Genomic DNA, 19,803 nt, shown 5'->3' on the forward strand with positions numbered 1-19,803 from the left:
TACTCCTGTTTAATGATTTACGTAGATGCCTCGGCACTCAGCGGTGCAGTCTTGCGTCTGAGCTTGGCTGCCAAACTGTGATAGCGACCAAACAGCGCCGAGAAAAAATAACCCGCGCCAGCCAGCAAAATAATGCTTGGCCCCGAGGGAATATCCAGATGAAACGAGAGCAATAAGCCACCCGTGCTCGCCACCATGGCCAATACAACGGCAATGCCTATCAACCCTTCCAGCCGCTTGCTCCAAAAGCGAGCCGCTGTGGCTGGCAGCATCATCAGGCCCACTGCCATCAGTGTGCCCAGTGTTTGAAAGCCCGCGGTCAGATTGAGCACTAACAGGCCTAGAAACACGCTATGCACCCAGCCGTTACGCCGGCTTTGCCCACGCAGGAACAGCGGGTCCAGACACTCCACCACCAGCGCGCGAAAAACGACCGCCAGGATGACCACAATCAGTGTGCTAATACCGGCGATAAGCACCAGAGCGGTGGAGTTAACCGCTAAAATCGACCCAAACAGCACATGGGTTAAATCAACGCTGCTCCCGCCAAGGGAAATCAACATGACGCCTGCAGCCAGCGAGATAATAAAAAAACTCGCCATCGCGGCATCTTCACGCTGACCGCCCATCTTGGAGACAGCGCCCGCCAGTAACGCCACCAAAAGCCCGAACATCACACCGCCGATGCTCATAATGGGCAGCGAAAACCCGGCGAGTAAAAAGCCAATCGCCACGCCCGGTAAAATGGCATGGGCCATGGCATCGCCAATCAGGCTCATCCCGCGTAATACCAGAAATACGCCCAGCGGCGGGGCGGCAAGCGAAAGCGCTAAACCACCCACCACCGCACGGCGCATAAAGCCGTAGTCAAAAGGGGCGATAAACCACGCGTTAAGCAGTTCCAACATGCTGGCCCCCTAAGGTAAACGGCACGACCTGAGCTGGCGCCTGTGAGTGCGTCAGCGCGCTGGGCGCCACCCAGCGGCCGTGGCCACCGTTTAGCATCAACACCTCATCAGCCAGCCGCCGTAAATGGTCCATATCGTGCAGCACAATAATGATCGTGACGCCGTTATCCGCCATTTGGCGCAATATGCGAATCAGGATATCCACCGTATCGCTGTCAACGTTGGCGAAGGGTTCATCAAGTAGCAGCAGCTCGGCTTCCTGCATTAACGTACGCCCGATTAACGCCCGCTGGCGCTGACCGCCAGAAAGCTCACCCAGCGGGCGGTGGGCCAAATGCGAAATACCCAAGCGCGCCATGATGTCGCGGCCGCGACGATAATGCGCCGCACAGTAACCCTTAAGCGCCCCGTGGCTTGGCCAGGTGCCGGTCATTACCAGTTCTTCCACACTCATCGGAAACGTCAAATCGAGCGCCAGCTGCTGCGGCAACCAGGCACGCCGTTCGGATGCGATAGTGCACGATACTGCTCCGCTAATAGGTCTTAGCTCGCCCATAATGGCCTGAATAAGCGTGCTTTTACCCGCCCCATTGGCACCAATCAAGGCGGTAATCGCCCCCGGCTTGAACTCCCCATCAAGGTGCTCCAATACCGTGCGACGCCCCTGAGCCAGGTGTAAGTTCCTAAGCGTCAGGTGCGATAAAGCATGTTGGCTCATGGCGGCCACCCGCCAGCCCACACCACCAGCGCCCACAGCAGCACTAACGGCACAGCCACAAACACCAACCGTTTAGTGGCTGACAATGACATTAAAGAGAAGTGGCAAGGCCCTTCTCGGTTATGACGGTGCGTGCGATGACTCACTGAATATCCTCTTAACAATAGAATAAGTTATAACATAACATTAGGCAGAACCAAAAAATTGCCGAATATTTTACGCGCTTCCATGAATGTGACAATGATAAGCGCGCTTACTAATTTAGCAATTGATACATGCAATAAGGTGTTAATAGCGCCAGGTGGCGCCAATTTGCTGCGGAGACACCATTAGCGCGTACTCGCCCTCAAGACTAACGGGCCCCAACGAAACGCGTGCCGGTTGAAAGCGGTTAATCGCCGAAGATGCCTGGTTCGGCTGGGTCCAAATTTGCAGCTCATTGACCAGCATGCCGGTTGCAAAGTTCACCGCGCCATCGCGCTCACGGCCATCCGCCGCAATCACGCCGCCCGCGATCCCGTTGACGATCAGCGACCCAACCCGTGCACCAAAGCCGCGGCGCTCCCGCTCGGCTTGAGCAAGCTCCAGCCCCAACGCCTGCACACCGCTGAGCTCACCGCGCGCTTTTAGGCGCTCATACTCTACTAACGCCGCCTGATGCGGCTGGCTATCCATCAGCATTCCGCCCAATGCCAGCGCCGACTTCACCACGCCCACCCGCGCATCAAACCGGTCATCGCTATCGCTCGCTTCACTGGACTGGTAAGCGTTAACCGCAAGACTTGCGCCATAAATGCCCGTCCAACCCCACTGCCAAACGTTGGCCTGGCTAGCTCCGCGCTCAAACACATCGTCATAACCCGCCCATTCATCCGATGTCTGCGCCTGAGCAGGCAGCACAACCGCGCATAGCAGCGCGCACAGCAAGTGGTTTAAACGCATGGTGAAAATCCTGTAATCAAAGGGGAATGACGTTAAGCGTAGCATGCTCGCTTGAAAGGATGGGTGAGGAATAAGGGCCACAAAGGGTAGCCGCCCAAGCAGCATTGATCGTGACTTGAGCTACGAAGCGTCTGTTTATGTGTTTGCTAATCCACTTCTCATTTAAAAGGACTGGTTCTTGGCTTTATTTAATTCTAATTTTTATTAGATATGTGGGTGGCAATAAAGCTTTTATTTTTTAAATTATATATAAAACAGTTGCTTATAAGTTTTATCCTAAAGTCTAAAAAACTAAAGTTGATGCTCAAAATTTTGACAGTAATCGTATAAAGATCTCTTATACATTGTGATATATCACAGGAGAAAACAATGCGACACCAAATTGCTAAGGCCTTCCTGGTTACCGCTGTAATAGGTATTACGCCCCTCAGTGCTATGGCCGAATGGCCGGAAAGGCCCGTCAACATCGTAGTGCCATCCGGTGCTGGTGGGGGAACCGACCAAACTGGTCGCATGCTCGCTGAACGGCTACAGGCTCGTTTTGGCCAGCCGTTCAACGTGGTTAATCAAGGCCAGGGCGGCGGAGTGGTTGGCATTTCATCCATCAAAAATGCTAACCCCGATGGTTATACGTTGGGCGTCATATTCAACTTTGCTCATTACGCTGCTATGGGGCAGTCCGACGTTAATGTTGAAGATTTCACTCCGATCGCCCAGTACAACTTTGATCCAGCCGGATTCCAGGTGCGCAGTGACAGCGAGTGGGAAAACATCGACCAGGCGCTGGATGCTATCAAAGATGCTCCTGGCGACTATGTGATTGCTTGCGGCGGCGGCTGTGGAGGATCGTGGCCGATGGCTGCTGCTACGATGATGAATGAGTACGGAATTGATGTCTCTCAGGTCCGTTTCATCTCCGGTCAAGGCGCAGCCGCTGCACTGCAGGATCTGGCAGCAGGCGGTGTTGACGTTGTGCCATCCTCTCTTCCTGAAGCAGGGCCGCTGATCGATTCCGGACGCATCAAAGCGCTTGCTGTGATGGGCAAAGAGCGACTGGAAGCCTTTCCTGATGTACCTACCCTGCAGGAAACCACTGATATGGAGCTTGAACTGGGAGCTTGGCGCGGGTTGATCGCACCTGCGGGCCTTCCAGACGATATTGTCGCAGAGCTTGAAAATGCCATGGACGAGATAGTCCACGACGATGATTGGCGTCAGCAAATGCAGGATCGTGGTTTTGGCGTTCAGTGGCGAGATTCAGAGGCCTTCAACGAGTTCATGTTGGATCAGCAAAGCTCTGTTCGCGACGTTATTAAAACCCTGGGATTAGCCAACGGCGATTCCTAAATACAAGGAGCGCACGCTCCTTGTTCAGAATGGCTTCTCTGCCAATGGAGCTTTGCCTTGTACTTCGACGATCGCCTCAACGGGCTTGTATTTATTCTTCTCGGTGGCGTGGTCGTCTTCCTCGCCCAGCAATTGCCGACGCTCACATTCATTGATTATGGACCGGGCTTCTTCCCGACACTGATTGGTTGCGTGATGATGATCGCTGGCGGCGTGATAGCGCTTAAACCTTTGCTGCAGCGTGGCGCGAGCATTACCTGGGCAGCACTGCCCCGTGCTCGATCCTGGCCACAGGCATTGAGCGCCATAGGCGTGGTAGTTGGCGCCATCGCGTTTTATATCGCAACGCTCAACATTCTGGGGTTTTTGATTGCCATGCCAATATCGCTCTTCGTGCTGCTGGCCTTTTTTGATCGGCGTATCTTGCGTGACATTCCGATTGCAATCATCGGTAGCTTTCTGCTGCATAGCTTCTTTTATCAATTGATGTCCGTGCAGCTACCTTGGGGCCTGCTGACACCGTTTGCTGGGGTACTGACATGGTGATAGATGCTTTCATGATGCTGATGACGCCGACGACTCTCGGCGTAATGGTGGCCTGCGCAATCTACGGCCTTGTGGTGGGCGCCATACCTGGTTTCTCAGCAGCAATGGCGGTGGCACTGATGGTGCCCGTCAGTTATTTTCTGGATCCTGTGCCGGCACTGGCCGGTGTGGTGACGCTCTGCGCCATGGCGATTTTCTCCGGGGACATTCCGGGCGCTCTATTGCGCATTCCTGGTACGCCCGCCTCGGCTGCTTACGTTGATGAATCCTATAAAATGACGCGTAGTGGCAACGCCGGTCTAGCGTTAGGCACTGGGCTGATTTGTTCATCTATCGGCGGTATCTTCGGCAGCATCGCGCTGATCCTCGCGGCCCCCACGTTAGGCGACCTGGCACTACAGTTCAGCTCAGTTGAGTACTTCTGGCTAGCGTGTCTTGGGCTGACCGCGGCGATTGGCGTATCGCAGGGCTCAGCAGCCAAGGGAATCATATCTCTATGTATTGGCTTGCTCATTGCGTTTGTAGGACTGGATCCAGTTTCGGGACAGTCAAGATTTACTTTTGAGACCAATTACCTCTCTGGAGGTTTAGGCTTTATCCCGGTCTTGATTGGACTGTTTGCCATGTCAGAGGTTTTTCGCTTTGCTCTGGCACCTGGCGATAGCGATAGACCACCGATTGGTAAACTTAACGGGCTTTTCCGCGGGGTATTTGGAGAAATCCGGCGGCTCTGGTTTCAGATTTTGCAAGGCTGCGGTATCGGTACGCTGGTGGGTGCAATCCCCGGTGCAGGCGCGGATATCGCTTCCTACATAGCGTATGCAGCAACCAAAAAGCAATCTCGTCATCCTGAGCGTTTCGGTACGGGTATTGTCGATGGTGTAGCTTCAGCCAGTGCTTCCAATAATGCTTCTGTCGGTGGCGCTTTAGTGCCAGCTACGGTCTTCGGGATTCCTGGCGATAGCCTGACCGCAGTTATTATTGGCGTGCTTTATATGAAAGGTCTCAATCCTGGGCCGACTGTTTTCCTGACCCAGGGAACACTAATTACTGCAGTTTTTCTTGCGTTCTTGCTCGCTAACCTGCTGATCGTACCCTTTGGCATTGTGGCTATTCGTCTGTTCCGCCATATTCTGGCGGTGCCACGCAGTGTATTGATGCCACTCATTGTTGGCGCGTGCATTATTGGCTCTTTTGCGGTTGAAAATACTGTTTATGCGGTAGTCACTATGCTGATTGCCGGTCTGCTTGGCTTCTATATGGAGGAGAATGGCTTTCCATTAGCGCCAGCGATATTAGGTGTCGTGCTAGCCCCTATCATCGAAGAGAATTTTTTGAATACGCTGGTTAAATCAAATGGCGATCTGATGATCTTTTTGAGTCGTCCTCTGGCGATCGGGTTGGCCGTTATAACGCTAGCGATATGGGTTGTTCCCCCGCTGATAAGATTGATGCACTACATGAAGGCGAGGAAACCTAAAACATGAATGCGGTTATACAAAAGAGTACTTTACTCGCCTCACGCGCAGAAATTGCTTACAACACTATCGAAGAGATGATCGTTACTCTTGAGCTGGCACCCGGTGAGAGTCTCACTGAGCAGGCGCTGTGTGCACGATTAGATATGGGAAGAACACCCGTGCGCGAGGCCCTGCTGCGCCTAAAGCATGACTATCTGCTGGCCGTGCTACCGCGTCAGGGTATTTTGATCAGACCTATCGATACAACGACAGCGCTGGAGGCCTTGGACGTTCGCCATCACGTCGAGGGGTTGTTGATTGAACGGGCGGCCCGTCTGGCTAGCGAAAGCCAACGGGCCGAGTTTCTTCATATGGCTCGCCAAGCCGAACACTCATTGGAAACACGGGATAATAAGCTGTTCTCACGGATCGACAAGCGCTTCAACGAACGAGTTTGTGAAGCTGCTAATCACGATGTCGCTGCGAGAGCGGTTATGCCGTTGCATGCCGTTTCTCGGCGCATTGGCTTCTTTCTAGCACAGGTTGCCCACCATGAGCCGGCAGCAACGGTGCGGCCGCATATCGAAATTATGCAGTCCATCGCCGCTAACGATGGAAAGAGCGCCCTGGCTGCGCTTTCCAAGCTGCATCATCTAACGCGACAGCAAACCCTTGCTATTGAACGTGATGGGTTGCTGCACTCGTGATGCAACTCGCTTTTTTCGCTAATCAACCTTTTTCCAAGGAGTCTTAATGTCAGCCCCCAATGTTATTTTGGTCGGTGATTACTCGTCGCGTCAGCGCCAACAGCTCGAAACCCGGTTTCCTACTTATTCAATTAGTAATCTGGCTTTCCTGAATGACGTACCCGAATCAGTACGTCAAACGTGTCAGAGTGTTGCTTATCACGGTCACTCTCCCTTTGGACCAGCAGAGATGGATCAATTACCCCAGCTTGCGCTGATTGCCAATTTTGGTGTGGGGTATGACGATATTGATATCGAGGCTGCCGTAGCTCGTGGCATTAAAGTCACCAATACACCGAACGTGCTCAATGACGATGTAGCTGATCTTGCGGTAGGCATGTTGCTGGCTGTTAAGCGGCAGCTATTAGCTGGAGACCGATGGGTTCGAGAAGGTGAGTGGGCTCAGCGTGGCACCTTTCCACTCAACGCTAATGCCAACGGATTACGGATCGGTGTGCTTGGCATGGGACGTATTGGCCGTGAAATAGCCGATCGAATGGCTGCCTTTAAGTCGGAACTTCATTATCAGTCCCGCCAACCCAAGGATGTACCGTCATCCTGGCAGTACCATTCAACGCCATTGGAATTGGCGGCTGCTGTAGATGTTTTATTCGTAACCGTTGTGGGTGGTACTGAGACTCGCCACTTGGTATCGGTAGATGTACTAAGTGCATTGCCAGCTGGCGCTGTAATTATCAATGTGTCCCGAGGCTCTGTCATTGACGAGACCGCACTGATCGAACAATTGGAGTCGGGCCGCTTAGGGGGCGCTGGATTAGACGTCTTCGAGAGCGAGCCCACGGTGAATCCTAGATTATTAGTGCTGGATAACGTGGTTCTGCAGCCCCATCAAGGTTCAGGTACTGTGCAGACTCGCGAGGCCATGGGCGATTTGCAATTCGCCAACCTTGACGCGTTTGCCGCACAACGCGAGTTGCTGACACCCGTCAATTAATCAAAAGCTGCCGTCCAGGCAGCAGTAATGATTAAAGTGCGTACACGGGGCACCGCGATGCGGTGCTTTTGCGGGTGCGCTGGCGCTTACGCCGCACTACTTGTATGTGCTTGTTCTTAACGGATAGGGGGGCGTTGGCGTATTACTATCCCATCAAAAGCAAAGAGCCCTTAGTGGGCTCTTTACTTGGGACTCAACGATTAGGTGGGCTTAATCGTCATCTTCGCGTTTTTCAAACGCACGCTTGTCATCGGGTAGGCGGACGAGATCGCCTATAGCGAGCTTGTCCATGCCTTTCAGGCGTTGGCCTTTGGAGTCGAGGATGGCGACGACCTTGGCGATACTCACGGCGTCTTCCTCGCGGTAAGCTTCCACTTCCACCCGGACGATCTTGCCTTGGTAGCGAGCCGAGAGAATATCGCCGGTGCCAATCCTTGAGTGGCCATGATGATCGTTGGCGAATAGCTTGGATACGCTGGCGCTGCCGGGGTCGTCCCATTCAATGTGTCGATGCATGGCTCTCTCCTTGTCAGTTAACTCATAAAACCAGTGTAGTTTGCTTTTTGTTGGATCCGCCAGTTATTGGCTAGTGGATTCATCGCCAATATGCTGAAACATAAAGGTTAACGCGGCCGGTAAACTGGCCCGCCAGACGCGCCAGGTGTGCCCGCCGGGGTAAAGATCCAGGCGCACGTCGTTGGGCTGGATGCGCTCCATGGACTGGCGTAGCTGGCGGGCGTGGAACTCGGCGTCGTACACATCGCTTCGCCCTGCGCTGATGTAAAGCGGCACGGGGGGAATATCGCTTTCTTCCGCACTGGGGCGGGGCGTTACGTTAATGCGGTACTCTTCCAGGTAAGCGGGGTAGTTACGCTCGTCCCATAGGCTAGTATCAAAATTACCTTGCTCATCTAAAAAGGAAGGGTGACGGTGGGCAGAGGAATTCAGCGGTGGATAAGGGACGTAGCTTGCCGGGCTCAAGGCGGCCACGGCGCTAAACATCTCGGGCTTTTCCAGGGCAAAGTTAAGCGCGCCAAAGCCGCCAGCTGAAAGCCCGCCCACGCCGCGTAGCACACGCGTTGTACCTACCTGGTAGGTAGCTTCTACATGCGGAATCAGGTCGTTGAAAAAAGCGCTGCGGGCGGCTTCGTTGTGGCCGTCTATCCACCAGCTGCGGCTGCCGGGCATGATGAACACCGCTGGCGGTATGTGCCCCGCACGAATTAGCCGGTCGGCGGTTTGGGCAAGGTTGCCCTTAGCCACCCAGTCGCGTTCATTACCAAACGAGCCGTGAAGCAGATAAACCACCGGGTATTGAGCGCTGGTATTAGCGTCATAATTGTCGGGTAAATAAACGGTGTAAGGATAGGCGTGGCCAAGCGTGGGGGATTCAAAGGTATGATGCTGAACCTCACCGGCAATCGCTGCGTTAAAAAAGCCCCAGAGGCCCAGCAGAGCGGCTAGCTTTATGAGAAGTGGGCGTAAAGACCATCGAGACATGTTAGTGATAGATGAGAGCGACAAACTGCCTCCAGGAATTATTAACAAGTTATAAAGTCGGACACCACGATAACCGGGAGTGTTCAGCGCAGGCTAAAGATAGGCATACATGGAGTAGGTATGCATAAAAGAATAGAAGAAATTTATTGGTTGCGTGCTTACGGCTGTGTGGCCGTTTTTTTGTTTCATCTGTTGGATCACGTTAATCAACGCGTGGATAATCTGGCGACCGATCTCATGCGTTTGCCGCTGGTGCTGGGTACGCCGATCTTTTTGTTTATCTCGGTGTTTGTGTTTGCCATGCGCTACGACAAGGCGGTGCCGCCCGGTTTTTTGGCCCAGCGGGTGAAGTACGTAATGCTGCCTTATCTGGTGTACGGGTTTATTTACTCGACTGCCGAGTGGGTCAATTTGTACGTAACTGGGGAGCCGGTGAGTTTTATCGCCAACGCGGTGGAGTACTTTATCTTCGCCGGCTGGCACGGGTATTTTCTGATCATCGCCATGCAGTTCTATGTGGCTTACTGGCTGTTTACGCGCTGGCGGCTTTGGCGCTTCAATCCGGTGCCATGGCTATGGCTTAGCTGCCTAGTGAGCATGGCGTACTGGGGCACGGCCTATTGGCTTGAGGTTGAGTTGCCAGGATATCTGCTTTGGATTGCCCCCCTTGGCTGGATTTACCTCTTCTTTCTAGCACTGGCATTGGTGCGCTATTACCCCTTTGAGTCGGAAACTCAGGTGCCTGATCAGCCAGGGTGGATGCGCTATCTGTCTCATCCAGTGTGGCTTGGTCTTTGGGTGTGCCTTTTGATCATGGCAAGTATTGCCGGCTGGCTGCAGTTTTCCTCCAAGGAAGTGTGGGTCATTCCGCTATTTGTACTCTTTACCCTGGTTGCCATGCGCTACCTGAAGAATTACCCGGCGCCGGGCTGGGTGCGCTATATCAACCGGTACTCGTTTGGCATTTATCTGGCCCACCCGATGTTTTTTGCAATTACCGACGTGCTCATCGTGCCTTTTAATCTGCCTGTAGCAGCTTATGTGCTGTTGCTGATCATCATTGGGGCGAGCGGTTCCATCATGCTCAACAAGGTTGCTAACACGACGACTACGGGTGCCATGTTGTTTGGGAAACGTCTGAAAGCGTAAAAGATCCTTTGCACCAAAATGAGTCATTAGGGTTAAATTTTGCGCTTTTTTGGTTCAAAACAACGTTCAGGGGGTAGTAAAACCTTAACAGTTAGACGCTATGCTACATGGAGAAGCATGGCGGGTTAACTTTTATTGATTGCTAAACAATGACTTATTTTTAATGTAGACCATGTTGGTGCAAAGTTGGCACGCTCTCTGCATTGTATTGGTCAGCGGCTAGCGGGTCATAGGCAGATGCCTTTCGACGTGCTACAACGATAGCCGATTTAAAAAGATCTCTGAACGATTTGTGACTTATAAACAGGCAAACGCTGAGCGAACAAAAATGACAAACGCGCCCTTTAGGTTACGGTTTGTCGAATGACTTAAGTTTGTCTAACAACACTTTTATCGATAGCTTACTGTTTTTACGCTTTAAGCCACGCTCATACCGGAGGACACAATGTCAGCCAAGACTCTCGCGCTAATCGAAGAACATGATGTTAAGTGGGTGGACCTGCGTTTCACCGATACTCGCGGTAAAGAGCAGCACGTCACCGTGCCTGCCCGCGATGTAAACGAAGAGTTCTTTGAGAATGGCCAGATGTTCGATGGTTCTTCTATCGAGGGCTGGAAAGGCATCAACGAATCCGACATGATTCTGCGTCCGGAAGACGGTACTGCATTCCTCGACCCCTTCACCGAAGACGCTACCCTGATTTTGCGTTGCGATATCATCGAGCCTGCCACCATGCAGGGCTACGATCGTGACCCGCGCTCCATCGCCAAACGTGCTGAAGCGTACCTGGAATCTACCGGCCTGGGCGATACCGCTTTCTTCGGCCCGGAGCCTGAGTTCTTCATTTTTGACGAAGTACACTGGAAGTCTGATATTCAGGGCTCCATGTACAAAATCTCGTCCGAAGAGGGCGCCTGGGCAACTGATAGCCGTGTTGAAGGCGGTAACCTGGGCCACCGTCCTCGCCTAAAAGGCGGCTACTTCCCGGTTCCGCCGGTCGATAGCTTCCACGATATCCGTGGCGCTATGTGTAATACGCTGGAAGCGATTGGCCAGACTGTTGAAGTGCACCACCACGAAGTGGCGAATGCGGGTCAGAACGAAATTGGCGTTAAATTCAACACCTTGGTGAAGAAGGCCGACGAAGTTCAGGAAATGAAGTACGTGATCCACAACGTGGCCCACGCTTACGGCAAAACCGCGACCTTCATGCCCAAGCCGCTGGTGGGTGACAATGGTTCAGGCATGCACATCCACCAGTCATTCTGGAAAGATGGCCAGAACCAGTTTGCCGGTGACGAGTACGCGGGCCTGTCTGAAATGGCGCTTTACTACATTGGCGGTGTGATCAAGCACGCCCGTGCCCTGAACGCCTTCACCAACGCGTCTACCAACTCGTACAAGCGCTTGGTACCGGGTTTCGAAGCGCCGGTAATGCTGGCCTACAGCGCTCGTAACCGCAGTGCGTCTATCCGTATTCCTTACACGGCAAGCCCGAAAGGCAAGCGTGTCGAGACCCGCTTCCCTGACCCGACTGCCAACCCTTACCTGTCGTTCGCAGCCTTGCTGATGGCCGGTATCGACGGTATCAAGAACAAGATCCATCCTGGCGATGCCATGGACAAGAACTTGTACGACTTACCGCCGGAAGAAGGCAAGTTAGTACCGACCGTTGCTAACAGCCTGGATCAGGCGCTGGAAGCACTCGACGCTGACCGTGCGTTCCTGACCGAAGGTGGCGTGTTCACCGACGATATGATCGATGCTTACATCGAACTCAAGATGGAAGAAGTGGAGCGTATCCGCATGGCGACGCACCCCATTGAGTTTGATATGTACTACAGCTGCTAATGGCGTTTTAACGTGTTAGCCCTAAAACCCCGCCTCGGCGGGGTTTTTTATTGCACTGATCCGGTGATTGGCATGCTTTCTAATTGTGCTTAATGCACTAAAATAGTGCATTAAGCATCCGTGGTGAGCGGCCAGCTGCGCTATAAACGCTCGCCTCAGCGGTGTGTAACGCCCACAAGCCGTGCATTGTGTCGCTAGTGGAACAACTTGGCGCGCTTTTTGCAGTTTCTCTTCAATATGAACGATTTCAACCGCGATGCCTCAGGAAACTCCATGTATCAGCGTTTACTAGAACATCTCTCCATGGCGGTGCTACTGCTGGATGGTGAGCTCCACGTACGCTGGATGAACCCGGCCGCCGAGGCTTTGCTGGCGGTAAGTTTTAGTCGAGTACAGGGAGTTAGTTTGGGTACCCTGCTCGGCGGCGATGAAAGTATCGATCAGGTGTTGGCCAAAGCGCGGGATGCCTTTCACCCCTACACCCAGCGCGAGGCGCGTATTACCCCGCTCAACGGCGAGTCGTTAACGGTGGACTATACCGTTACGCCTTTATCGGATGATGAGCTGCTATTAGAAATAGAGCCCCGCGACCGGCTGATGCAGATTTCCCGCGAGGAAGCCCTAACCACGCGTCAGGAGACTATCAAAGTGCTGGCCCGCGGCTTGGCTCATGAGGTTAAAAATCCATTGGGCGGAATTCGCGGTGCCGCCCAGCTGTTAGAGCGTGATTTAGCCGAACCGGCACTGCGGGAATTTACCCATATCATTGTCGAAGAGGTCGACCGCCTGCGCGATCTGGTGGATTCAATGCTCGGCCCTAACCGCATCGTTAAACATAAGCCGGTGAATATTCATAAAGTGCTGGAACGGGTGCGCTCGCTGCTGATTGCCGAACACCCTGATGTCACTATCAGCCGCGATTACGACCCCAGCCTGCCGGATCTTTCCGGCGATGAATCACAAATGATTCAAGCCGTACTTAATGTGGCCCGCAACGCCGTTCAGGCAATGAGCGATGCACAAACCCCGATGCCGGAATTGATGCTGCGCACCCGTGCCCGGCGCCAGTTTACCCTGGGTGCCGAACGCCACCGCCTGGTAAGCGAAGTCGGTGTGATTGATAACGGCCCCGGCATTCCCGAAGAGCTTAAAGAAACGCTTTTCTATCCCATGGTTTCAGGGCGCGCCGAAGGCAGCGGGCTGGGGCTTTCCATTGCCCAGTCGATCTTGCACCAGCATCAAGGACTGATCGAGTGCGACTCACGACCCGGTCACACTGAATTTCGTTTACTGATTCCAATGGTTATTAACTGCACCGGAGAAGCGTCATGACTGAGGCGACACGTAACGATGTTGCACGGGTGGTCGTTGTGGATGATGACCGCGCTATCCGCTGGGTGCTTGAGCGCGCGTTGGCGCAGCCAGACCTTGACGTGGAATGCATCGAGCGGGCCGACACGGCGCTTGCCAGGCTGCTGGAAGACCCGCCGGATGTACTGGTAACCGATATTCGTATGCCGGGCATTGATGGGTTGGATTTAATGGCCCGAATTCGCGAAGCGCATCCGGACCTGCCCGTGATTGTGATGACGGCCCACTCGGATCTGGATAGCGCCGTGGCTTCCTACCAGGGCGGCGCCTTTGAATACTTGCCCAAGCCGTTTGATGTCGACGAGGCGCTGGCGCTGGTGCGCCGGGCGGTAGCCCATGCCCGCGAACGGCAGCGCCCGATTAGCGTGCCTGAAGGCCTGAATGCAGAAATTATCGGCGAGGCGCCTGCCATGCAGGAGGTGTTTCGCGCCATCGGACGGCTCTCGCATTCGCATATTACGGTACTGATCAATGGCGAGTCGGGCACGGGTAAAGAGCGTGTTGCTCAGGCGCTTCACCAGCATAGCCCCCGGGCTGGCAAGCCGTTTATTGCGCTGAACATGGCGGCGATTCCTCGGGATCTTATCGAGTCCGAACTGTTTGGTCATGAGAAGGGCGCTTTTACCGGGGCGGCGGCGCAGCGCCAGGGTCGGTTTGAGCAAGCGAATGGCGGCACGCTGTTTCTGGATGAAATCGGTGATATGCCCGCGGAAACCCAGACCCGTTTGCTGCGTGTGCTGGCTGACGGGGAATTTTACCGGGTGGGCGGCCATACGCCGGTTAGGGTTGATGTGCGTATTATCGCGGCCACGCACCAAAACCTTGAGTCGCTGGTGGATGACGGGCGCTTTCGTGAGGATCTTTTTCACCGCTTAAACGTGATTCGTATTCATCTGCCACGCTTGGCCGAACGCCGTGAAGATATTCCCAGGCTAACGCGCCACTTTCTGGCCGAAGCCGCCAAAGAGCTCGCCACCGATATCAAAGTGCTGACGGCTGACGCCGAGGCGCACTTAACGCGTCTGTCATGGCCGGGTAACGTGCGCCAGTTGGAAAATATTTGCCGCTGGCTAACGGTGATGGCCTCAGGACGTGAAATTTTAGTGGAGGATTTGCCGCCCGAGCTGCGCACGACTAATTCCATGGAAAGCAGTGTGCATGGCGACTGGCGCTCGGCATTTCGGGAGTGGGCCGACCACGCGCTGGCTGAAGGGCATACGCATCTACTGGAAGAAGCGGTACCTGACTTCGAGCGCATTTTAATTGAAACCGCGTTAAAGCATACCGGCGGGCGCAAAGGCGAGGCCGCCGAGCTGCTGGGCTGGGGACGTAATACGTTAACGCGCAAATTAAAAACGCTGCTGCCCGCGCTTGCGGACGAATAAATAAGCGCTTGCTCGCGTAAGAGATGCTTGCTTAAGACACGCTCGCTTGAATGGCCTGCTGGTCAAGCGCTTGGCAGTCAGCCAGGAAGCGTTCGAAATCACTTAAGATGGTATCCAGGCTTGCATGCAGGCGATGATCATCATCGACCATGCGCAGTGAAAGGCGCTGCAACCGGGCGCGCTCAATCACGGGGCCTGGCAGCACTACGTCATCCTGCCAGCCATGGATGATATGCGTAAGGCGGGCCTGAATGGTCGGTGAGGTTTCAGGGTAGTCTGGCAAGCCCAGTGCGGGGGCGAGTAAAAAGCAGCCCAGCAAAGGCTGCTGGGCGCTAACCGCGGCGCTTAGCCAGCCCCCTAAGCTTGAGCCTGCTAGCACGCAGCTGCCGGGTGTGGCGTTGCGTTTTGCCATTGTGGCCAGCAAGTGATTTAAACGCTGGGGCGGTTCTGCCATTCCGCGGTAATCCATGACGACCGGCTCACAGTCATCGAACTTTTCAGCAATGCCTTTTAACGCCTGGATCTTTAAGGCGCCGGGCCCGCTTTCCAAGCCATGAGAAAGGTAGACGGTCATCATAATGATTAGCTGCTCGCTGAACTTTGAATGGCTTGGCCGCCCTGCTCAATGTCTTCACCGGCGCCACGAATCGTATTACAACCGCTAATAATCAGAACCAGGGTGGTCATTAGAAGACCAATCGCCATGATGCGTTTCATAGTGTCGTTCCCTTCAGGTAGGCAAGCCCGGCAAAGCGGCCGGGCAGAAGCAGTTCATTACAACAATACGTAAAATAAGCCGTGTTTGTTCGTCGTGCCACTGATTTAACCACTATGGCGAGAATGGTACGTGTGCATATGTCTCATGTGTCTTTTTTATACATGTTAAAAACATTTTAAGGCTCCTCCAGGCATTGATGTTTTTTATATTAAAGTGTTGTTTATTAATTGATTTTTATTTTATGCGGCATGTTGGCCCGCTACCTGCAATACCTAAGTAGTAACAGTGTGAGCGGGATGATAGGAAATTAGGGAAGGCAGGAGCCAAGTAGAAGAACATGGGAGTTAAAAGGACGCTCATTCCGCTCAATTGTATTAACGTACGGATACGTTAATCGTCGAAGCCAAGGACGGTGGAGATGCAAAATGACCATTTCGCGTAAGCGAGGTGGTTTTTTTGCGTTGGGTACTTTTTGCAACTTGCTGATTCTTATAACATTATTGATTGTTAATTATAATTTGCATAGTCTCTGTACAGATGAATACACCGATTTAGTCTATCCTTTCGTCATACTAAATCTAAGCGGTTAGAAAACGCAACAGCCGCGTATTTTCAGGGACAAGCGTTATGGCGATGGTACTGATGTTATGCATGTTCGTGCTGTTCTTGGGGTTTTCGGCTATCGGCTTGTACATGATGTTTAAAACCTCATTTATGGTGGTAACGGAAGACCGCGAAGATATGCCCCCCGATATCTGAGCGGAATGATCGATTAATCGTGCTACCGCGCTAAGAGTAGATCTAACCAAAAACCATGCTCGCGAAAGCGGGCATGGTTTTTTTATCGCGCTCTATAAAGCGTTGGAGAGTGACCAAGGTAGGGGCTGGAAGCTGATAGCCACTACTTTTTCTGCCAGCGCCCACGACCTCTTTCAGGCACCATGCGGCCAAAATACAGCAGTCCGAACAGCAGCCAGCCAATGGTTAATATGGCGGTAAATATCAGTATGGCCAGCGGACCAAACTCAGCAATCAAGGGCAGGGCTGCTGCGGTAAATAACCCGCCCCCTACAATTGGCTCAAACATAAGCTGCTTGTAGCCAAAGCTTTCAAGCGCACCGGATTTGTTGCTGGGGTCGGCCATTCTCATAAGTAGTAAGCCGGTTACCGTTACCCCCATGGATTGGCCAAAATCGCCCACGCCCCGCTCAAACCAGTTTTCGGGAATAACGCGGGGGACAATCACAATCAGCACGAATAATCCCCAGGCGATACCTGCCACCGACAGCAGCAAAAACGGCAGAAAGTATTCACCCAGGGTGGTAAGTGACAGCGTGGCCAGTGCCGCCACGATGGTGAAGTCGAGCGCCGTACCCGCGATGCGTGCCATCGTACGGGTGGAGACGTGATGCTCCAGACCAAAGCGCGTGACCACTAATTGAACGATTACCCCGCCGATCATCGCAATCGGAAACAGCGGCACGTGGGCTAATATCTCAAGGCCATCATTACGTGCCCAGGTAACCTGCTCGATCCACTGCAGGCCCGACAGCAGCAGCCAGCCAATTAAAATAGCGATGCCCACTAAGCCGATATGCAGGCTAAGCGGGTCGGTGGTGCCTGCTTCAAGGGTAAGGTCTTTTTTAAACTCGCTAAACTCTTGTGCCGAAGGACGTTCGTCTTCACGAATCAAATCATCAGGCTCATCATTTTCTTTGCTTGGGGTGATAAGGCCCCGGCGTGCGGCGATATTGATCATCAGGGTGCCGATAAGCACACCGGCAACGATCCCGACGGTCGCGAGCCCCAGTGCCAGGTCCGCACCTTCTTCAAAGCCCAGGTCGGCGAACGTATCCGCCATGCCGGCTGCCGTACCATGGCCGCCTTCAAAGCCAATCTCAATGAGCGCCCCAACCATTGGGTTCATGTTAAATAGCGGTGTGAGTACCAAAAGCGCCAGAGTAAGGCCCACTACATATTGCCCCCAGGCCATGGTTTGGCCTACCACGACCTGAGGCCCGGCACGCAGCCAAATAGTGCGCAGGCCAGGAATAGCCTTACCGATAAATAGAGCGGCAAACACCACGTTAATCAACAGACCCGGCAAGGCCGCCCAGCTCTCTTGCACATAGGCGGGAAACAGGCCAGGGCTCTCTTCAAAGAAGGTAGGCATAAGGCGGCCGATTACATCAGGCCCCATCAATAGAAGTATCAGCCCAGCAATCACCGAGCTGGGTAGAAACAGTTTACGTAGCCACGCTAGCTTAAGTCGAAGCGCTTTACTTGCTATTAGCGCTAGCGTAATGATAACCAGCGCTACAAAAAGCTCACCAACCGTCATGGTCATTACATCACTCCCTAATGAATGCGTAAGGCCAAAGCCTTCGCAAGACCGCTTTAAATGACAGAGTTGGTATTAATTTAGTGTCTAACCGTCAAAATGGCGAAAAGTTTACTTTAGCCCATCCAATAAAGGCTCAGAAAAGCAAAACCATAGCCAATGGCGCCGCCAGCGATTACATCGCTGATGTAATGCAGCCCAAGCCCGACGCGTGATATCGCAATTAACAAGGCCAGCGGTAGCACCAGAGGTAAAAGCCAGGGCGTATGGGCAGCGACCAGTACACAGAACAAGACGGCATGCATAGTATGGCCACTGGGGAAGCTGTAACGGTCGCGTGCCGGTTCGCCGCAATGCACGCCGCCCAGATAGGTAATAAAGGGCCGCTCGCGGCATAGGCGTGTTTTAATCAGCCGATACACCAGCATCGCCGCCAGTGCGATGCTGGTGTACTGCATTATCCGCCAGGTGCCATTAGGCTGCAGCCATGGCTGCGCGGCGATTAGCAGTACCCATATCGGCCAGTCGCCCAAGCGGCTTGCTGCCTGTAAAGCTATGCGCCAGGGACGAAACAAATTGAGTCGTGTAATGCGCTGGCAAAGTTGCCATTCAATCAGGTCAAGACGAGCGAATTCGACAAGCGGGCGTGGACGCATGATGGGCCTCTTGGGCTTGGTTGAGATACTGCATAAACTGATCCGCGATGCCCGACCAGCTTTGCTCAAGTGCGCGAAGACGCGCGACACGGCCTATGCGCGCGTAATCGGCGGGATGTTGGCAAAGTTCGACTGCCGCTTGCCGGAACGCCTCACTGTCGTCTGGCGTGACGGTAATACCGTTGTGGCCGTTTTGAATCAGTTCAGCGCTTGCCGCGTGCCGGTAAGCCACCACGGCAAGGCCACTGGCCATGGCCTCGGCGACCACATTGCCCCAGGTCTCTGACAGTGAAGGAAAGACAAACAGATCAGCGCTGGCGTAATGGCGAGCCAGCTCATGTTTTTCCACAAACCCGGTGAAATGTGCCTCAGGAAGGGCTTTTTCAAGTTGGGCGCGCGCCGGCCCATCGCCCACAATTACCTGGGCCATATCGGGGCGCACCTCGCGCATTGCTTGCAAGGTTTCTTGAAGCAGCGTGAGATTTTTTTCTAAGGCCAGGCGGCCCACGTAGAGCGCAACAGGTTGGTGAGCGCTCACTCCCCACTGTTGGCGCAGGCCAGTATCGCGATACGTCGGCGAGAAACGCTCCCCTTCAATCCCTCGTGACATCACGTGAACGTTGCGAATGCCCTGTTGGCTTAAGGTTTCGGCCTGTAGCTGAGTGGGTACCAGGGTGAGTTCGCAGCCATTGTGAAAATAACGCAGATAGCGACGCGTCGCTGATGCTAGCCAGGGCACGCCATAATCATGGCAGTAGTGATCAAAATTGGTGTGCCAGCCTGCCACCAGCGGAATGTTTAATTGGAGTGCAGCATGGCGTGCAGCCCAGCCTAGCGGGCCTTGGGTCGCCAGATAAATAACGTCAGGACGGTGTTGGCGCCAAAAGCGGCTCAGCGTGGAAGGCCGCGTTAAGCCGACTTGTACCTCTGTGTAACCCGGTACGGCCAAGCGGTTAACCTGGAGTTCATGCTGCACGTCTGGCGCCTTTCCCTCGACGCGCGGTTTTGGGCGAATGACATCAACGCAAACTCCTTGTCTGCTGAGCTCTTGATGCAAGCGGCTCAAGGTATGCGCAACACCGTTAATTTCCGGTGACCATGTTTCGCTAACGATACAAAGCCGCATAAGCGATCATCCCTTAATCACATTTTAACTTAGTGTGGTCGGGGACAGTGACACTGCCAAGTCAAGGTAGTGACTAAGCGATG

At 53.7% G+C, this 19,803-nt stretch carries 21 protein-coding genes; 10 read left to right on the top strand and 11 right to left on the bottom strand.

Annotated features, from left to right (window positions below):
- Window positions 1-17 precede the first annotated feature (17 nt).
- The 4 genes from ACT3XD_RS02935 to ACT3XD_RS02950 form a co-directional block, all read right to left on the bottom strand.
- Window positions 18-908 carry a metal ABC transporter permease gene (locus tag ACT3XD_RS02935; protein WP_192536509.1) on the bottom strand — a complete coding sequence of 297 codons (891 nt, stop codon included), beginning with the start codon at window positions 906-908 and terminating at the stop codon, window positions 18-20.
- On the bottom strand, window positions 892-1,626 hold the full coding sequence (locus ACT3XD_RS02940; RefSeq protein ID WP_192536510.1) for a metal ABC transporter ATP-binding protein: 735 nt from the start codon (window positions 1,624-1,626) through the stop codon (window positions 892-894). The genes ACT3XD_RS02935 and ACT3XD_RS02940 overlap by 17 nt, the downstream gene beginning before the upstream one ends.
- Entirely contained in the window at window positions 1,623-1,772 is a 150-nt protein-coding gene (locus ACT3XD_RS02945; RefSeq protein ID WP_192536511.1) for a hypothetical protein, read from the bottom strand. Before ACT3XD_RS02945 ends, ACT3XD_RS02940 begins: the two co-directional genes overlap by 4 nt.
- A 142-nt stretch (window positions 1,773-1,914) precedes the next feature.
- Entirely contained in the window at window positions 1,915-2,568 is a 654-nt protein-coding gene (locus ACT3XD_RS02950) for a hypothetical protein (protein ID WP_192536512.1), read from the bottom strand.
- A gap of 369 nt (window positions 2,569-2,937) precedes the next feature.
- On the opposite strand from ACT3XD_RS02950, the gene ACT3XD_RS02955 reads away from it, so the two are divergent.
- The 5 genes from ACT3XD_RS02955 to ACT3XD_RS02975 are packed head-to-tail and all read left to right on the top strand — an operon-like array spanning window position 2,938 to window position 7,622.
- Window positions 2,938-3,915: a Bug family tripartite tricarboxylate transporter substrate binding protein gene (locus tag ACT3XD_RS02955; RefSeq protein ID WP_192536513.1), complete on the top strand. Its 978-nt coding sequence runs from the start codon at window positions 2,938-2,940 to the stop codon at window positions 3,913-3,915.
- A gap of 57 nt (window positions 3,916-3,972) precedes the next feature.
- Complete coding sequence (locus ACT3XD_RS02960; RefSeq protein ID WP_192536514.1) at window positions 3,973-4,461, top strand: tripartite tricarboxylate transporter TctB family protein; 489 nt, start codon at window positions 3,973-3,975, stop codon at window positions 4,459-4,461.
- A complete protein-coding gene (locus ACT3XD_RS02965) occupies window positions 4,455-5,948 on the top strand; it encodes a tripartite tricarboxylate transporter permease (protein WP_192536515.1) in 1,494 nt (497 codons plus the stop codon). The genes ACT3XD_RS02960 and ACT3XD_RS02965 overlap by 7 nt, the downstream gene beginning before the upstream one ends.
- Window positions 5,945-6,628 carry a GntR family transcriptional regulator gene (locus tag ACT3XD_RS02970; RefSeq protein WP_192536516.1) on the top strand — a complete coding sequence of 228 codons (684 nt, stop codon included), beginning with the start codon at window positions 5,945-5,947 and terminating at the stop codon, window positions 6,626-6,628. Before ACT3XD_RS02965 ends, ACT3XD_RS02970 begins: the two co-directional genes overlap by 4 nt.
- A 46-nt stretch (window positions 6,629-6,674) precedes the next feature.
- A complete protein-coding gene (locus ACT3XD_RS02975; RefSeq protein WP_192536517.1) occupies window positions 6,675-7,622 on the top strand; it encodes a 2-hydroxyacid dehydrogenase in 948 nt (315 codons plus the stop codon).
- A gap of 210 nt (window positions 7,623-7,832) precedes the next feature.
- On the opposite strand, the gene ACT3XD_RS02980 is transcribed toward ACT3XD_RS02975, so the two are convergent.
- Both ACT3XD_RS02980 and ACT3XD_RS02985 read right to left on the bottom strand, forming a co-directional pair.
- Window positions 7,833-8,138 carry a hypothetical protein gene (locus ACT3XD_RS02980; protein WP_018917694.1) on the bottom strand — a complete coding sequence of 102 codons (306 nt, stop codon included), beginning with the start codon at window positions 8,136-8,138 and terminating at the stop codon, window positions 7,833-7,835.
- 63 nt (window positions 8,139-8,201) lie between these two features.
- On the bottom strand, window positions 8,202-9,122 hold the full coding sequence (locus ACT3XD_RS02985; protein ID WP_192536558.1) for an alpha/beta hydrolase: 921 nt from the start codon (window positions 9,120-9,122) through the stop codon (window positions 8,202-8,204).
- A 120-nt stretch (window positions 9,123-9,242) separates the two neighbouring features.
- Here ACT3XD_RS02985 and ACT3XD_RS02990 point away from each other — a divergent pair, with 120 nt between their 5' ends.
- From ACT3XD_RS02990 to ntrC, 4 genes are all read left to right on the top strand, one after another.
- Complete coding sequence (locus tag ACT3XD_RS02990; protein ID WP_192536518.1) at window positions 9,243-10,271, top strand: acyltransferase family protein; 1,029 nt, start codon at window positions 9,243-9,245, stop codon at window positions 10,269-10,271.
- 445 nt (window positions 10,272-10,716) lie between these two features.
- Window positions 10,717-12,123 (top strand): glutamate--ammonia ligase, encoded by a 1,407-nt coding sequence (glnA, locus tag ACT3XD_RS02995; protein ID WP_018917691.1) that lies wholly within the window; start codon window positions 10,717-10,719, stop codon window positions 12,121-12,123.
- Between the two features lie 273 nt (window positions 12,124-12,396).
- A complete protein-coding gene (gene glnL / locus ACT3XD_RS03000) occupies window positions 12,397-13,455 on the top strand; it encodes a nitrogen regulation protein NR(II) (protein ID WP_192536519.1) in 1,059 nt (352 codons plus the stop codon).
- On the top strand, window positions 13,452-14,879 hold the full coding sequence (ntrC, locus tag ACT3XD_RS03005; RefSeq protein WP_018917689.1) for a nitrogen regulation protein NR(I): 1,428 nt from the start codon (window positions 13,452-13,454) through the stop codon (window positions 14,877-14,879). Before glnL ends, ntrC begins: the two co-directional genes overlap by 4 nt.
- A gap of 31 nt (window positions 14,880-14,910) precedes the next feature.
- Here ntrC and ACT3XD_RS03010 read toward each other — a convergent pair whose 3' ends face one another.
- Together ACT3XD_RS03010 and ACT3XD_RS03015 are read right to left on the bottom strand one after the other, a co-directional pair.
- Window positions 14,911-15,456, bottom strand: a complete 546-nt coding sequence (locus ACT3XD_RS03010) for a YqiA/YcfP family alpha/beta fold hydrolase (protein ID WP_018917688.1) — start codon at window positions 15,454-15,456, stop codon at window positions 14,911-14,913.
- Window positions 15,457-15,461: 5 nt separating this feature from the next.
- On the bottom strand, window positions 15,462-15,596 hold the full coding sequence (locus ACT3XD_RS03015) for an entericidin A/B family lipoprotein (protein WP_018917687.1): 135 nt from the start codon (window positions 15,594-15,596) through the stop codon (window positions 15,462-15,464).
- 628 nt (window positions 15,597-16,224) lie between these two features.
- On the opposite strand from ACT3XD_RS03015, the gene ACT3XD_RS03020 reads away from it, so the two are divergent.
- Window positions 16,225-16,356, top strand: a complete 132-nt coding sequence (locus ACT3XD_RS03020; RefSeq protein WP_018917685.1) for a hypothetical protein — start codon at window positions 16,225-16,227, stop codon at window positions 16,354-16,356.
- Between the two features lie 142 nt (window positions 16,357-16,498).
- Here ACT3XD_RS03020 and ACT3XD_RS03025 read toward each other — a convergent pair whose 3' ends face one another.
- The 3 genes from ACT3XD_RS03025 to ACT3XD_RS03035 all read right to left on the bottom strand — a co-directional run bounded on the left by ACT3XD_RS03025 (window position 16,499) and on the right by ACT3XD_RS03035 (window position 19,720).
- Window positions 16,499-17,944, bottom strand: a complete 1,446-nt coding sequence (locus ACT3XD_RS03025) for a sodium/glutamate symporter (RefSeq protein ID WP_192536520.1) — start codon at window positions 17,942-17,944, stop codon at window positions 16,499-16,501.
- A 110-nt stretch (window positions 17,945-18,054) separates the two neighbouring features.
- Entirely contained in the window at window positions 18,055-18,594 is a 540-nt protein-coding gene (locus tag ACT3XD_RS03030; protein WP_192536521.1) for a phosphatase PAP2 family protein, read from the bottom strand.
- Window positions 18,557-19,720, bottom strand: a complete 1,164-nt coding sequence (locus ACT3XD_RS03035) for a glycosyltransferase family 4 protein (protein WP_192536522.1) — start codon at window positions 19,718-19,720, stop codon at window positions 18,557-18,559. Before ACT3XD_RS03035 ends, ACT3XD_RS03030 begins: the two co-directional genes overlap by 38 nt.
- Between the last annotated feature and the right edge of the window lie 83 nt (window positions 19,721-19,803).

Source organism: Halomonas sp. AOP7-B1-5 (assembly GCF_052353045.1).
In the GTDB taxonomy this organism is placed as follows: Bacteria; Pseudomonadota; Gammaproteobacteria; order Pseudomonadales; family Halomonadaceae; genus Vreelandella; species Vreelandella colorata.

Bases quoted from the DNA above. Each gene is read 5' to 3' on its own strand.
- ACT3XD_RS03015 (WP_018917687.1), bottom strand. From the start codon at position 15,596: ATGAAACGCATCATGGCGATTGGTCTTCTAATGACCACCCTGGTTCTG.
- ACT3XD_RS03030 (WP_192536521.1), bottom strand. From the start codon at position 18,594: ATGCGTCCACGCCCGCTTGTCGAATTCGCTCGTCTTGACCTGATTGAA.
- ACT3XD_RS03025 (WP_192536520.1), bottom strand. From the start codon at position 17,944: ATGACCATGACGGTTGGTGAGCTTTTTGTAGCGCTGGTTATCATTACG.
- ACT3XD_RS02980 (WP_018917694.1), bottom strand. From the start codon at position 8,138: ATGCATCGACACATTGAATGGGACGACCCCGGCAGCGCCAGCGTATCC.
- ACT3XD_RS02940 (WP_192536510.1), bottom strand. From the start codon at position 1,626: ATGAGCCAACATGCTTTATCGCACCTGACGCTTAGGAACTTACACCTG.
- ACT3XD_RS02990 (WP_192536518.1), top strand. From the start codon at position 9,243: ATGCATAAAAGAATAGAAGAAATTTATTGGTTGCGTGCTTACGGCTGT.
- ACT3XD_RS02950 (WP_192536512.1), bottom strand. From the start codon at position 2,568: ATGCGTTTAAACCACTTGCTGTGCGCGCTGCTATGCGCGGTTGTGCTG.
- ACT3XD_RS03020 (WP_018917685.1), top strand. From the start codon at position 16,225: ATGGCGATGGTACTGATGTTATGCATGTTCGTGCTGTTCTTGGGGTTT.
- ntrC (WP_018917689.1), top strand. From the start codon at position 13,452: ATGACTGAGGCGACACGTAACGATGTTGCACGGGTGGTCGTTGTGGAT.
- ACT3XD_RS02985 (WP_192536558.1), bottom strand. From the start codon at position 9,122: ATGTCTCGATGGTCTTTACGCCCACTTCTCATAAAGCTAGCCGCTCTG.
- ACT3XD_RS02970 (WP_192536516.1), top strand. From the start codon at position 5,945: ATGAATGCGGTTATACAAAAGAGTACTTTACTCGCCTCACGCGCAGAA.
- glnL (WP_192536519.1), top strand. From the start codon at position 12,397: ATGTATCAGCGTTTACTAGAACATCTCTCCATGGCGGTGCTACTGCTG.
- ACT3XD_RS02975 (WP_192536517.1), top strand. From the start codon at position 6,675: ATGTCAGCCCCCAATGTTATTTTGGTCGGTGATTACTCGTCGCGTCAG.
- ACT3XD_RS03010 (WP_018917688.1), bottom strand. From the start codon at position 15,456: ATGATGACCGTCTACCTTTCTCATGGCTTGGAAAGCGGGCCCGGCGCC.
- glnA (WP_018917691.1), top strand. From the start codon at position 10,717: ATGTCAGCCAAGACTCTCGCGCTAATCGAAGAACATGATGTTAAGTGG.
- ACT3XD_RS03035 (WP_192536522.1), bottom strand. From the start codon at position 19,720: ATGCGGCTTTGTATCGTTAGCGAAACATGGTCACCGGAAATTAACGGT.
- ACT3XD_RS02935 (WP_192536509.1), bottom strand. From the start codon at position 908: ATGTTGGAACTGCTTAACGCGTGGTTTATCGCCCCTTTTGACTACGGC.
- ACT3XD_RS02955 (WP_192536513.1), top strand. From the start codon at position 2,938: ATGCGACACCAAATTGCTAAGGCCTTCCTGGTTACCGCTGTAATAGGT.
- ACT3XD_RS02965 (WP_192536515.1), top strand. From the start codon at position 4,455: ATGGTGATAGATGCTTTCATGATGCTGATGACGCCGACGACTCTCGGC.